The organism is Photobacterium aquae (assembly GCF_001029445.1).
GTDB classification, from domain to species: Bacteria; Pseudomonadota; Gammaproteobacteria; order Enterobacterales; family Vibrionaceae; genus Photobacterium; species Photobacterium aquae.
Map to the genome: position 1 here is coordinate 145,217 of NZ_LDOT01000023.1, position 12,893 is coordinate 158,109.

A 12,893-nucleotide genomic window follows, 5' to 3' on the forward strand; every position below is an offset into this window, starting at 1 on the left:
TATTAGAGCGATAGTTAGAATGAAGCTGCTTGGTTGCCTAATTGGCGTTGCTGTATACGGTCGAGCCTTCCGCTAAAGCCGGTTAGTCCAAGGGCAATGAGTACCACAACGGCTCCGACCCAAGGGGTTTGCATCACTCCGGCTTCGGCGACGATGTGACCACCACCCCATGATCCCAGAGCGATGCCAACGTTGAAGGCTGCGATATTAAGCCCCGAAGCGACATCAATAGCATCCGGGGTATATTTCTCCGCTAGGCTGACCACATATACCTGTAGCCCAGGCACGTTGCCGAATGCAAAAGCACCCCATACCAAGATCGTCAGCACAGCTGTTATCGGATTGTGTGCCGTTACCGTAAAGGCGAGTAGAACCATCGCCAATCCGGAAAAAATGATTTTCAGTGCTTTGACTGACCCCATTTTGTCGGCCATCTTTCCTCCCCAGATATTGCCGACGGCAACAGACACACCATATACCAGCATAATGAGGCCGATGGCATTGGCGCTAAACCCTGATATATCTTGCAAAATAGGTGCAAGGAAGGTGAAGGCAGTAAACGTGCCACCATAACCCAATGCGGTTATTGCATACACCAGCAGGAGTCGGGGCTGGGTGAGCACCTTAAGCTGTGCCGACAGTTTCGTTGCTGGTGGCTGTTGTAGATTTTTCGGCACGAGGAAGGCACTACCAATCAAGGCAATGAGCCCCAGTAGCGCGACAACCAAGAAGGTGGCTTGCCAGCCAAATGTTTGGCCGATGTATGTTCCAAGAGGCACGCCTGTCACCAATGCTACGGTTAAGCCGGTGAACATAATCGCAATGGCGCTTGCAGCCTTGTCTTTGGCGACGAGTCCAGTGGCGATGGTTGCCCCGATGGAAAAGAAGACACCGTGTGCCAGTCCGGTCAGGATCCGCGCCGCGATCAATGTGCTGTAGTCTGGCGCCTGCCAGGCCAAAAGGTTACCCGCGACAAACAGAGCCATTACGGCCAGTAGGACATTTTTTCGTTTCCAGTTCCCAGTTAATGCCGTCAGTACCGGAGCCCCGATGGCGACACCTAGAGCGTAGAGGCTGACAAGCAAGCCTGCGGATGGTAGCGATACGTTTAGATCCGCTGCCATGGTGGGTATGAGCCCGACAATGACAAATTCTGTCGTGCCGATGGCAAAGGCACTGAGTGTCAGAGCGAGTAGTGCTAGTGGCATAGTTTTAAGCCCTCAAGATAATGAGTGCAGGGCATATAGCCGAGTAAGGCGCCCTGCGGAATGGGCGCATTATTGGAGATATTGCTTTTGCGAAAAACAGCGTTATTGGCAAATGACTTTTGTCAAAAATGACAGTTAAGCGCGTGTGGGGCAGTTACTAGGAAAGAGTGCATGCGTTGTTTGGTTGTTAGTGATGACGATCAGTAAGTGTCTTATTACTATGCTGAGATGTCTGAACATTTGTCATACGGGGCAAACTGACAGCTGCTGCTAACGAGAGCGCCGCGATACAAGAGAGGGTATGGTATAGGCCGATGAAGTGTCCGGTTGTCTGATAGGTTTGAGCAATTAGCCAGTAAGCGATAGGGCCAGTACTAAAGCTCAGAGTGTATTTCAGGGCATAGAGCCTTGCTCGCCATGATGAATGTGCATATCGGCCGATGAGCCAGTCGTTGACAGGGATTTGCGCGTAGACGAAGAATAAGAAACCGGCGAGTGATAACGTCAGTGACCATTCAGATGACTGTGCTGCCATTAGCAAAAATAGGCATTGACCTGCAGTTATGACCGTGAGGAGTATTCTGGTTGAAACCTTACCGATGAGTTCACCAATACCAATTTGGGCAATGGCTGCCACGAGAAAAATAACCGTACTCAGGGTACCGGTTTGATTCAAATTGGCATTGAAGGTGACGTTTAATATTTTCGGTAAGGCGGTTGTAGTGCTTTGGAATAAAAGACCGCCAGCCGCCGCAATAATGGCAATGATGGTGAACAATCTTAATGGCTGTGTAACCGTAGATGTATTTTGTTCCATTTCTGTATTGGTATTGGCTTTCCCTGACAGTCGCTGTGATGTCCATGCATAGACACCTCCCAAGAAGCAAGACAGCATACCCGGGACAAGAAAAGCATACTGCCAACCATAATGCGAGGTTAATAGCGCTGTTGTTATAGATGCACAGGCGAGACCGATATTGCCTGCCACTCCATTGACAGCGACTGCTCGTCCTTTGTTTCGGACAATCTGAAACAGTAATGCCATGCCGACAGGATGGTAGATAGAGGAAAAGAGGCCAATGGCAACAATGCCGAGTGCGAGCTGTTGGGGGGTATGTGCCAACGTCGTTAGAATGGCAGAGATCCCTGTTCCAAAGAAAAACAGTACCATCATTTTTTGATGGCCCCATCGATCGCCAAGCCAGCCTGCAGGTAAAGCGCCGAGGCCGTAAGCCAGCATGCCCCAGCTACCGAGCTGAAGAAGGTCTGCATAGTGAGTCTGCCATGCCTCGCTAATAGCAATGATTACGGTTGGGAAAATAAGAATGATGTAGTGATTGAGTGCATGGCCTAAGTTAAGCAAGGGCTGGTGGTAGTTGCGCATAGTGGTATCTCGATAATAGCGTGGATACGAGACAGTTTAATTGCGGCAAATTTGGCGTATAGTCACAATTAAGACAACTCTTTGCTCAAATGAGCCAATATGGAAAAACGAGATTTTGCGGTTGGCCGTCCCGATAAAGCTGTAGTGATAGCGAAATCTTATCCGGATGGTTACTTGATAGACTGGCATTATCATGATTTCTCGCAGCTTGTGTATGCCTGCCGAGGGGTGATGACGGTAGAGACGCAACGTGATTTATGGGTGATCCCTCCCCAGCGGGCGGTGTGGATACCTGCCGGGGTGAGGCACAAAGTCGTCATGCACGGGTGTGCGGAGATGCGTAATTTTTATGTGCGTCCCGATCTATATCCGCAGCTACCCAATGAAAGTACAGTGATATCGGTAACAGCTTTGCTGCGAGAGTTGCTTTTGCATTTGGCCTCGCCACAGGCCAAGACCTTATCTTCTGATGTACTGGACCGGCTGATAGAGGTGACACTGGATCAGTTTCTTGTGGCCCGTCATGTATCATTCAACTTGCCGGTTGCTTCTGATCCGCGGCTGAGAAAAGTGTGTGAGGCGATTGCAGAGAATCCTAACCATCAGGACTCCTTACTGCAGTGGGCGGAGAGAGCGAATGTGAGTAGTCGGACATTAAGCCGATTGTTCAGAGCTGAAATAGGGCTTTCATTTGTTGAATATCGCCAGCAAGCGAGGCTGTTTGCAGCGCTTATTTTATTGGCGCAAGGAATGCCTGTAACTCGGGTTGCCTTGGAGGTGGGGTTTACCAGTGTAAGTGCATTTAATCGCCTTTTTAAGCAGAGTTTTGCCGTCACGCCGGGGGCTTTTATGCAGATCGAATTATCTGAGGATCGTTGATCACACCTAAGTTGTTTTAAGTTTCAAGATTTAGACAACATGAGGGAATATATAACTATAAGTCGAAATAGCACTGAAGCGGAAAAAGGATGTTTCCATGTTGATATTCAATTGCACGAAAGCGGCGGCGGAATTTTTTAGCAAGATGCGCAAAGGCGTTAAAACGGGCCCCATTCAGCCAACCCCTGATGAACCATTGATAGGGCGTGTCGGTTGCCTTGACTCTGCCTGGTTGGTTCATGTTGTGCGCGTCTACAGTAAGCCAACTGTCATTGCGATGCATATAGAGACCCGTTACTGCATGTTTTTTAACTGCGTGCGAAAAGGAGACTCAGATGCATTCATCAATATGCTTCTAGAGAGGCTGATTAATAATATGCAGCGCCTTGGTGAGGCTGTGTCTGTGATGGATGACTCGACGCTTAATCCGATGGCTGACACATTCTTGCAATCTCACCGGGAGTGTCATTTTTATCTTCGTGGTGATCGGCGTACTCAAGGCAACCTTAACGAGGCGGTTTGGATGTACAAGTATCATTTGATGGAGATGGGCGATATTCCTCAAGGCGGCGAGCATGCGGCAATGCTCGATACCTTGATCAACCATCAATTACGTAAAGCATATCTGGGCAAAGACTATATTTTTCCAGATGAAGAGATGGTTGTGAGGTGGCTAGGTGACTATTGTCGGGTATCGGAGACGATGCAGAGTCAAGTTAGGCAGCGTTTTCGTTACTTGCGCAGAGAGGCTTATGATGAACAAGTTATGCATTGATTGATGGGTAGATATGGTTGGTTGCTTGAAGGGGTCAAAGTATGTTGACTCGATCTGATGATTTGTCGATTTTGCTGACGGTGGTTGATACTGGCGGTTTTTCTGCGGCCGCGCATGCTCTGGACATTCAGGTGGCCAAGGTTTCGCGGGCGGTAAGTCGAGTTGAGGCCCAATTGGGGGTGTCAATTTTAAATCGGACAACTCGACGGGTTGGATTAACGGAAGAGGGGCGTCAGTTTGTCGATGCCGTGCGGGATGGCCTGGCGCTTATTGAGAAGGCAGAAGAAGATCTGACATCCCACGGTGAGCGACCCAAAGGGCGTTTACGGGTGGATGCGGCAAGTCCGTTTGTTCTGCACCAGTTGGTTCCGTTGGTTCAGCCTTTTAAAGCGGCTTATCCGGATATTGAGCTGGAATTGACCTCGAATGAAGGCTTTGTGGATTTGTTGGAGAAAAGAACCGATGTGGCTATTCGTATCGGGCGGTTAACAGATTCGACCTTGCATGCTCGTCCGCTAGGTAAAAGTCAGCTCTATATTGTGGCGTCACCTGATTATTTGGCCAAGAACGGCTTTCCCGCTCTACCCGTTGATTTGAACCAACATCAGCTGGTGGGATTTACGGAACCCAAGATCCTCAATGACTGGCCATTGCAGGGAATGGGAACGATAACTCCAGCGTTGGTATCGAGCAATGGCGAAACGGTACGGCAATTGGTTCTCGCCGGAAATGGTATTGCTTGTTTGTCTGGTTTTATGGTGAAGCGGGATATTGAAGCTGGGCGTTTAGTGGCGCTGTTCGAATCGGAGAAACAAACTGATACTGGGCGTGAACTGGTTAATGCCGTTTATTATAAATCATCGGCAGTATCTAGGCGGATATCTGCTTTTATCGATTTTGCACAATCCAGACTGACGTTGTAGCGGTTGCCTAAGTAACCTCCGTTGCTGGTAGAACGACATATATTGAGGGACACACCCTAGTCGCTATAGCGCTTTCGGTTATACCAAGGATGGAAGGGGTTATTATTATGGATTATCAGGCATAAATCTTTGGATGGTTTTGCCAAAAATATCCGTTTGTGCCTTTGCTAATATGATGCAACATTTGGGTCGAGCCACGCCGACAGGCAATCACGAGAAGGATGATCAATATGGGTAGTGAATATGTACCGCCAAGTGTTTGGACGATGAACCCTGATATGGGTGGAGCATGGGCTAGCATCAACCGGCCCGAAGCCGGGGCGCGTTATGAAAAGGCATTGCCTGTGGGGCAACACCCGTTGCAGTTGTATTCGATGGGAACGCCAAATGGCCAAAAAGTCACAATTATGCTTGAGGAATTGTTGGCGCTGGGCGTGAGCGAGGCTGAATACGACGCCCATCTGATTCAGATTGGCGAGGGTGATCAGTTTTCATCTGGCTTCGTCGCGATTAACCCGAACTCAAAGATCCCGGCATTGGTCGATAACTCCCAGAGTGAACCGATTAATGTTTTTGAGTCTGGGGCTATATTGCTCTACCTGGCGGAAAAATTCGGACACTTCTTGCCTGCTGATAGCGAGCAGAAAACGATGGTGTTGAACTGGCTGTTTTGGTTGCAGGGAGCTGCGCCGTATCTTGGTGGTGGTTTTGGTCATTTCTATGCTTATGCCCCGGAAAAACTTGAATACCCGATAAACCGTTTTACGATGGAAGCTAAACGTCAGCTTGATTTGCTGGACAAGCAACTAGCACAACATACTTATATTGCCGGGGAGTCCTATACGATAGCGGATATGGCTATCTGGCCGTGGTATGGGAATTTAGTGTTAGGCCGCTTGTATGATGCCGCTGAGTTTTTGGATGTGGCAAGTTATCCGAATGTTCAACGATGGGCACAGGCGATTTCCCAGCGTCCTGCCGTTCTGCGTGGCAGGATTGTAAACCGCAGTTGGGGAGAGGAGTGGGAGCAGCTTCCTGAACGTCATAGTGCACAGGATATTGATGAGGTTTTGAGTCGTCAGCCTGACTAAGTGTGGAATGCGGGTATTTGATCGTTAGGGATGGAAGAAGCAGAGCGTAGGACGTGAAGGCTTTGCTTCTCACTTTTTTTAAATCTATTTGTTTGTTACATAAAGATTTGTGAGCAAATCACTGGCGAAGCGTATAACAAATCGCCACAAGGGCAAGACTTTCGATCTGACATAAAAAAAAACTTTACAATACCCGATACTGAGGTATTATCGACTTGCTCTGTTGTTCAGGGTTATTAATGAACCATCAAGTACAAGTAAACCCTCAGTATTCTTCACTAGTGTTGTTATTCTTTGTGTTTCCCTTAGCTTTATCGTCGCATTCAATAATTCAAGCCATCAGTGCATCGCATTATGCGATTACTTCATGAACTTAAATATATAAGGGACATCACATGTCTAACAAAACAACTGGTATCGTAAAGTGGTTTAACGAAGAGAAAGGTTTCGGTTTCATCACTCAAGACAACGGCGGCGCTGACGTATTCGTTCACTTCCGTGCAATCGCTTCTGAAGGCTTCAAGACTCTAGCTGAAGGCCAGAAAGTATCTTTCGAAGTTGAGCAAGGCCAAAAAGGCCCACAAGCTGCTAACGTAGTTAAGCTTTAATTTCGAGTTGGCGTAACTGGCTCTATGCCGGTTACGCCGATTTTCGTTTTTACCTTTCATCCTATCCTACCTACTTGTAAACACCTCATTTATTGCCGCATTTCTTCTGTTCTGTCCGATATTGTTTTTCCGTCTCCTTTGTCATCGTATTTCCAGTGTTTTTTGCAACATAATACGCCCGTTGTTATCACAAGTGATTGTTAGTCGGATGAATACATATTCGTTGATTGTGTAATTATAAGCGTATTTTTGAGGCTAACATTCGTATAAATCAAGCTGTTGATAGACAATGTGTATGCTTTTGAGGGAAAATGTAGAAATAGAATATTCATCTATCGCATTTTAACCTTGGCTAACCGTGATAACGATACTACTACTCATTGCTGTGATCTTTCCAACTTGGCTTTCTGCCCAAGAAATTCAAATGTGGAGCGGGATCGAATATTCGACGGTCGCTGAAATCAAGCGTCAGTTTGAATCTGAGACTGACAACACGTTGGTGATCCGTGAGTTTGACGTTAACAACATACGGTCAGAGTTATTGCTCGCCAAGCAGACAGGGATCACTGTACCTGATGTGATTTGGGTACCATCAGATTTTTTGGGGCTGCATAGTTATTTTGATCTGTCTTCTATCCCATCTAGCTGGATCGAGAAGAAAGAGATGGAGCACAAGGCGCTCGAGTTGGTGACAGTAGACGGTGCGATTTATGGTGTGCCGTTGGGGTTGGGTAACCATCTAGTTCTTTATGTTAATACTCAATTGACGCATAACGAACAGCCAACATGGGAGAGGTTGTTGGCCGCCGCCAAACAGGGGAAAACGGAGCTTGCGATGCAGCATCCGAACATGTATTTCCTGATGGCGTTTATCTCGATGTTTTGTGAGCATCCAGAGCACTACGAGCATTTAGTTACCGATATTGATAATCATGCCTTGGCTAAGGCTCTGACGTTTTATGGTTCGTTGGTTGATAATCATGTGGTGACGAAAGATAACACCCAAGATCAAGCGCGTCAGCAGTTTATCCGTGGCGAAGTACCATACTTGATTGATGGTGACTGGGCTCTAGGGGAGCTGAAACAACATTTTGGCGATGAGCTGAAGATCCGTGCATTGCCTACCTATAACAACCATACCATGCATTCTTTAAGTGGTGGCAAGGTTCTCGCCTTCACCAACGAGGCGATGGCGGATCCAGAAAAAAGACAGGCATTGAAAACGCTGACAGAGATTGTACAGCAACCTACGTTTATCAAAAATGTCATTATTAATCAGAATCTTATTTCCACTAACCACACAGTTAACTGGTTGTCATATGCTCAGTCGGCGACCTATTATGGTGCACTCTATAAAGAGCTGAAGCCGACATATACCATGCCAAGTACCGTGACGATGGCAGTGACATGGGAAGCGCTTATTCGGGGGTATAAACGTTACCGGGCCGGTATGCCTGCAGACAAAGCCGCGGTTTTTGTCACGCAATTTATCAAAAAACATACTGTTCAGATCGATAAGCGAAGAAATAACAAACCATGATGAGTTTGCGTAATATCTTGACCCTAATTGTCGTCTTGGGCTCCTTGTTACCAGCCTATTGGATGGGAATAAGTATGATTGAGAAACACCAGCATGATTTGCTGGTGGAAAAAGAGCTTAAGCTTGCCAATTCAACCAAGGGTATCCGAGATACGGTAGAGAAAGAGCTGCTGTTCAATGCCAATCTTACCCAATGGTATTCGAAAGATCGCTTGATGGTACAGGGGATGCATAATGTCCTCTATTCAAGCGTTGTTCGCCCTAAGATCGAGGATTTTGACGAACTTTCATCCAGCATTAGTGCCGCCTATATTATTGATAGAGATTGGCAGCCAATGTACGAAATTAACGGCTCTATGTATCATCTTGAAAAGAGCAAACTACTTGCCACTGTTCGGGGGGCTCAGGATCTTTATGAAAAAGGGCTGACGTTTCATACCTCATACAATGATGAGAATCTAGTTCTAGACGGTGGTCCGAGTGGTATTGTGTTTGTCAGCCCACTATTGCCTTACACTCTAGTGCCAGAGGCTTATTATGAGCCCCAAGGGTATATTATGGTGCTGGTGTCGTATGAAGATTTGGCAAAGCTTTCCCGTCCGTTTCTCTACCAGCAAGAGTCGGTGAGTTTTCAGTATGGGAAATTGAACAAACTCGGTTATAACGCCAATCGTTTCGTGACGTATTTGACCCTGAACAAAGAGGGTTTTGCTTCGCCAGTGGAACTGACCATCATTCACCGAATCTCTGACGTTGAGCGTAATAAAGAGCTGGCCCAGTCGAAAGAGCAGATGATCCGTATCATTATCGTGGCATTGTGTGTCACGTTGATTCTGGCGATTTTGGTTACGCGTTGGCTTATCCAGCCGATTAAGGAAATTGAGAAGGTGGTACGAAGTTTCAGACGGCAGATTCGCCCTGAAATTAACCCTCATAAATATCAATTTTCTGAATTTAAGCAATTGGTTAGTTTGATTGATTCATTATGGCAGCGGGTAACCAAGCAGATGGATCAGCTGGAAATCCGCAATACCGCGCTGCGCGAGGCAAATCAACAAGTACAGGATACTAACTTACAGCTGGCTGATTTTAATCAGCGTTTGGAAAACACTGTCGCAGAGCAGACCGCTGAACTCAGGGCGTCGCTTGCGCGGGAAGAGCAATACCAGTCTCGCTTGATGACATTGATTCATTTTTCCGCCGCACATACAGGGGTGAGCTACCACGATATTCCCAATGTCATTAACTCGGGCTTGGAAACATTGTTCCCGAATTATGGTATTCGATTCGGTTTTGCCAAACCTGATAGCCAAACGGTCATAACCCTGACGTCCAGTGAGGGTAATGAGCTGGGTTATTTTGATTGTGATGTACTTGCGCTGTCGTGTGACGATACGATTTTATTCGAATTGCTGAAGAAATTGCTGCATGCATGGCTTGAGCTAGAAGATTTTGCCCGCAGGGACAAGTTGTCAACCTGCCTCAACCGAACCGCTTTCGATAGTGATTTTGAACATGCGAAAGCAGAAATGCAGAACAAGAGCAGTGATTTTCTTGCTGTATTGATTGTTGATATCAATGGATTGAAAACACTGAATGACAACTATGGTCACGACCGTGGGGATACGCTTATTGTGAAGAGTGCCCAGTTGATCCGGTCTGCCTTGTCAGATCGCCAATATCTGTATCGAATTGGTGGTGATGAGTTCGCCATTGTTGCCCGGGAGTGTAATCAAGCCCAGCTTCGGCAACTGATGGCAGACTTGGCTCGTGTTCAAAATGGGCAGTGGATTGATTTGAATGATGATGAGCAATATCCACTGACGTTTTCGGTGGGCGGGGCGTCAAGCGAAACGGAGTCTCTCTCTCAGTTGATTTCCATGGCTGATAGTGACATGTATCGGAACAAACGAAAGTATTACGATATATCAGATGCCGCTATCCTATAAAAAATCCTCCCTTTTGATGGGGAGGATTTTTTATGCGGGATTGATTATACCAACTCGTCTTCTAGGATTTCGCATTCGGGGAATGCATCGCGGAAGGCCTGTGGAGCGCGGAGCGTTTCATAACCATGTTGGGTACTATAGCCGTGACGATATTCAGGGCGGCTACCTCGGCGCAGATCCAGTCGTTTGAGTTGTTTTAGCTTGAACAATACCTCTGGTAATTCATCGAAATGACAATAAGAGAGATCAAGCTCCTGCAAATGGTTCAGTTTGGCCAATGAGGCGGGTAGTGCCCGTAAAGGGTTGAAGCTGAGGTTCAGTCGCGTTACATGTGTATATTGCTCAATGTTTGTCGGTAACTTGTACAGCAGGCAGTTGTGTAAATTCAGCTCGGTGATCGCTTGTTGTTTGGGTAGCTCAGCAGGTAACCGAGTGTGCAGGCTGCTCAATTCACTGCTGGACAGATAAATTTCCGGTGCCCAATGACACTCTGTGCGTTCATTTTCACTACGGGCATTTAGCATGCGGGCAAAGCCACAGCCTTTGTGCCAATTGAGGCATTCCCCTTCAATCAGCTGCGCTATTGCCTTGTCTCGGATATCAGAATCTTCCTTATGGCTGAGTAGCCATAGCAGTCCATCACCAAAGCGGTTGAAGTACAGCAGGGAAAACGCATCGCACAGTGTTTTGCCCCAGCGTTTTTTCAACCCTTTGAGCTTTTTGAGCACCGGCCCTTCGCCGATTAGTTCGCCGTAGGTATCCGTACCACGCATTTTTCCATCGAAGAATACTTTGTCCTGTACCGCCAGTTGGAACTCGTTATTGCCAAAACCTGCAAGCAAGGCCTGAATCTGCTTGCGCAGCGATTTGTTGTCGGTTGTTTTTAGGATCAGGAATAGCGGCATTAGCATTTCATCGGTCACGCCGCCTTGTTCGAGTAGCTGAAGCGCAACCAAATGACTTGCTTCGTCAGGGGAACTCAGCATCTCCAGCATGTTTTCTTGCATAGGAGCAGCGGTGTCTTGCTGCAAGAATTTAGGGGCAGCATTGCTGAACCACTGGCTGAGGGCGCTATCGTCAATAATACAGTGCGTGTCTACATCGATAGTGGCTGTCTGTTTCGGGTTGTTCCCCAGCAGGATATGGGTGACTTTAGCATCCAGTTTCTTACTGATGCTAAAGCCCAGTTCAGCAGACTTCTCCTTTAACTCTGAAGCCTTGAAGCCGCTTTTGCCACAAAGAAATAACACCGAGTTGGCAGTCAAAGGCTGGCGGGCTATATCCGCGAGGGCGCGCTGACGTAGCCATTCTTGCGCCAGGGCCTTGAGCGGTGTGTATTTGGCTTCCATGAATGTGAGGTGGAAGCGTGCATCCAAGTCATCATTGGAGAGGTTTTTGGGCTTGTCGATGGCCATCAGCAGGTGCCAGTAGTGGCGTTTTTCCGCATTGCTCAATTCGGCGTTTTTCAGAATACCCCGCAATTTTTGCAGTTGATCGCCCCGGCTGATGTTGTTGAATATCCCCATTGTGAGTTCGATATGCTCAGGGAGGTTAATGAGATCCACAAGATTACTAACATCCTGAGGTTTGGCACTTAGCTCTATTTTCAAGGTCGTCAGTGCTGGCGCATTGGCCAGGCCACCTAGCTTGGGAGCTTTGAAAGGATTGCTCCTATCATAGGTGTGTAATTCCAATTCAAGGTGATTGAGGCTGGTGAGTTTGTCTATTTCACCCAGATCCGCAAGATTTGGGCTAAAGAGTGAGAGTCTTGTTAATTCTGGTAGCTCGGCGAGCCAATGTGGCAAGGTGTCTCCGACAAAATAGTTAAGCGTGAGCCAGTTAAGCTGCTTGCTGTATTGCAGGGCGTCAGGAAGACAGCCAGAAAGCACGGCGTAACCAAGGTTAGGTAGCGGTGAATCTAGCGTTACATTGGCGTGTAAGTGCAAATTAAGAGAGGTTACCGATGGTGGTAGTGATATGAATAGATCTCGCCCGTTACCCTCTTGTGGTCGGTAAAGGTCAAAATGGGTGAGGGCCTCACTTGGGTTGATGACCAGATGGGTTAAGTGTGCCTCTGGGCGTATCCTCAGGGATGTCAGTGATTGGCTGCGGGCTGTGGATAATGTGCAGTCTTTGCCGCAATAGCATATATCCAGCTTTCGGATAGCGGGTAGGCCGGTGAGTACCTCAAAGCTTGTTGCATCAAGAATATTGGCATTGTTGACTTCTTCCAAAGCCATCAAGTGAGGGATTTGCTCGGGCGTCAATATGAGAGGCAGCCTGGAGCACGAGAGCTGTTTTAGCTTGGGAAAGCAGGAAAACAGACCGGCATCAGGCCGGCGAGCATTTTCCTCCTCGCAATAGTAATTGAGATTTAGCTCTTCTAGGTTGGGGTACTTGCATGCCAATTCCTCCCATGCTGGGTGGCTATGGGTAAGGCGGTAGTACAGCGTAGTAACGTTAGGCTGTATGCCGCTATTCAGCGGCCAGTTTTCATCTTCAAGATAGTCGGTGATTGAGTTATTCATTATTGTGT

Annotated in this window: 10 protein-coding genes; 7 read left to right on the plus strand and 3 right to left on the minus strand. The window is 47.4% G+C overall.

The annotated features are described in order from the left end of the window. Window positions 1–14: 14 nt before the first annotated feature. Window positions 15–1,208 (minus strand): MFS transporter, encoded by a 1,194-nt coding sequence (locus ABT56_RS16010; RefSeq protein WP_047879887.1) that lies wholly within the window; start codon window positions 1,206–1,208, stop codon window positions 15–17. A gap of 187 nt (window positions 1,209–1,395) precedes the next feature. Beyond that, window positions 1,396–2,592, minus strand: coding sequence for an MFS transporter (locus ABT56_RS16015; protein WP_047879888.1), 1,197 nt, complete (start codon window positions 2,590–2,592; stop codon window positions 1,396–1,398). 99 nt (window positions 2,593–2,691) lie between these two features. Between ABT56_RS16015 and ABT56_RS16020 the strand changes: the two genes are divergently transcribed. From ABT56_RS16020 to ABT56_RS16050, 7 genes are all read left to right on the plus strand, one after another. Further along, the gene (locus ABT56_RS16020; protein ID WP_047879889.1) at window positions 2,692–3,471 is read left to right on the plus strand and encodes an AraC family transcriptional regulator; all 780 of its coding nucleotides are present in this window, start codon (window positions 2,692–2,694) and stop codon (window positions 3,469–3,471) included. Window positions 3,472–3,568: 97 nt separating this feature from the next. After that, on the plus strand, window positions 3,569–4,246 hold the full coding sequence (locus ABT56_RS16025) for a DUF6933 domain-containing protein (protein ID WP_047879890.1): 678 nt from the start codon (window positions 3,569–3,571) through the stop codon (window positions 4,244–4,246). 41 nt (window positions 4,247–4,287) lie between these two features. Beyond that, a complete protein-coding gene (locus ABT56_RS16030) occupies window positions 4,288–5,169 on the plus strand; it encodes a LysR family transcriptional regulator (RefSeq protein ID WP_047879891.1) in 882 nt (293 codons plus the stop codon). A 230-nt stretch (window positions 5,170–5,399) separates the two neighbouring features. After that, window positions 5,400–6,260 carry a glutathione-dependent disulfide-bond oxidoreductase gene (gene yghU, locus ABT56_RS16035; RefSeq protein WP_047879892.1) on the plus strand — a complete coding sequence of 287 codons (861 nt, stop codon included), beginning with the start codon at window positions 5,400–5,402 and terminating at the stop codon, window positions 6,258–6,260. A 395-nt stretch (window positions 6,261–6,655) separates the two neighbouring features. Further along, the gene (gene cspE, locus ABT56_RS16040) at window positions 6,656–6,868 is read left to right on the plus strand and encodes a transcription antiterminator/RNA stability regulator CspE (RefSeq protein ID WP_047879893.1); all 213 of its coding nucleotides are present in this window, start codon (window positions 6,656–6,658) and stop codon (window positions 6,866–6,868) included. A 424-nt stretch (window positions 6,869–7,292) separates the two neighbouring features. Next, window positions 7,293–8,408 carry a sugar ABC transporter substrate-binding protein gene (locus tag ABT56_RS16045; RefSeq protein ID WP_047879894.1) on the plus strand — a complete coding sequence of 372 codons (1,116 nt, stop codon included), beginning with the start codon at window positions 7,293–7,295 and terminating at the stop codon, window positions 8,406–8,408. A gap of 74 nt (window positions 8,409–8,482) precedes the next feature. Then, window positions 8,483–10,357, plus strand: a complete 1,875-nt coding sequence (locus ABT56_RS16050) for a GGDEF domain-containing protein (RefSeq protein WP_240478333.1) — start codon at window positions 8,483–8,485, stop codon at window positions 10,355–10,357. A 44-nt stretch (window positions 10,358–10,401) separates the two neighbouring features. On the opposite strand, the gene ABT56_RS23325 is transcribed toward ABT56_RS16050, so the two are convergent. Beyond that, the gene (locus ABT56_RS23325) at window positions 10,402–12,885 is read right to left on the minus strand and encodes a leucine-rich repeat domain-containing protein (RefSeq protein WP_053062526.1); all 2,484 of its coding nucleotides are present in this window, start codon (window positions 12,883–12,885) and stop codon (window positions 10,402–10,404) included. Window positions 12,886–12,893 lie beyond the last annotated feature (8 nt).

What these genes read in the sequence shown, in the direction of transcription:
- ABT56_RS16050 (WP_240478333.1), top strand. Translation starts at nt 8,483, where the DNA reads ATGATTGAGAAACACCAGCATGATTTGCTGGTGGAAAAAGAGCTTAAG.
- ABT56_RS16045 (WP_047879894.1), top strand. Translation starts at nt 7,293, where the DNA reads ATGTGGAGCGGGATCGAATATTCGACGGTCGCTGAAATCAAGCGTCAG.
- ABT56_RS16030 (WP_047879891.1), top strand. Translation starts at nt 4,288, where the DNA reads ATGTTGACTCGATCTGATGATTTGTCGATTTTGCTGACGGTGGTTGAT.
- ABT56_RS16025 (WP_047879890.1), top strand. Translation starts at nt 3,569, where the DNA reads ATGTTGATATTCAATTGCACGAAAGCGGCGGCGGAATTTTTTAGCAAG.
- ABT56_RS23325 (WP_053062526.1), bottom strand. Translation starts at nt 12,885, where the DNA reads ATGAATAACTCAATCACCGACTATCTTGAAGATGAAAACTGGCCGCTG.
- ABT56_RS16020 (WP_047879889.1), top strand. Translation starts at nt 2,692, where the DNA reads ATGGAAAAACGAGATTTTGCGGTTGGCCGTCCCGATAAAGCTGTAGTG.
- ABT56_RS16010 (WP_047879887.1), bottom strand. Translation starts at nt 1,208, where the DNA reads ATGCCACTAGCACTACTCGCTCTGACACTCAGTGCCTTTGCCATCGGC.
- cspE (WP_047879893.1), top strand. Translation starts at nt 6,656, where the DNA reads ATGTCTAACAAAACAACTGGTATCGTAAAGTGGTTTAACGAAGAGAAA.
- yghU (WP_047879892.1), top strand. Translation starts at nt 5,400, where the DNA reads ATGGGTAGTGAATATGTACCGCCAAGTGTTTGGACGATGAACCCTGAT.
- ABT56_RS16015 (WP_047879888.1), bottom strand. Translation starts at nt 2,592, where the DNA reads ATGCGCAACTACCACCAGCCCTTGCTTAACTTAGGCCATGCACTCAAT.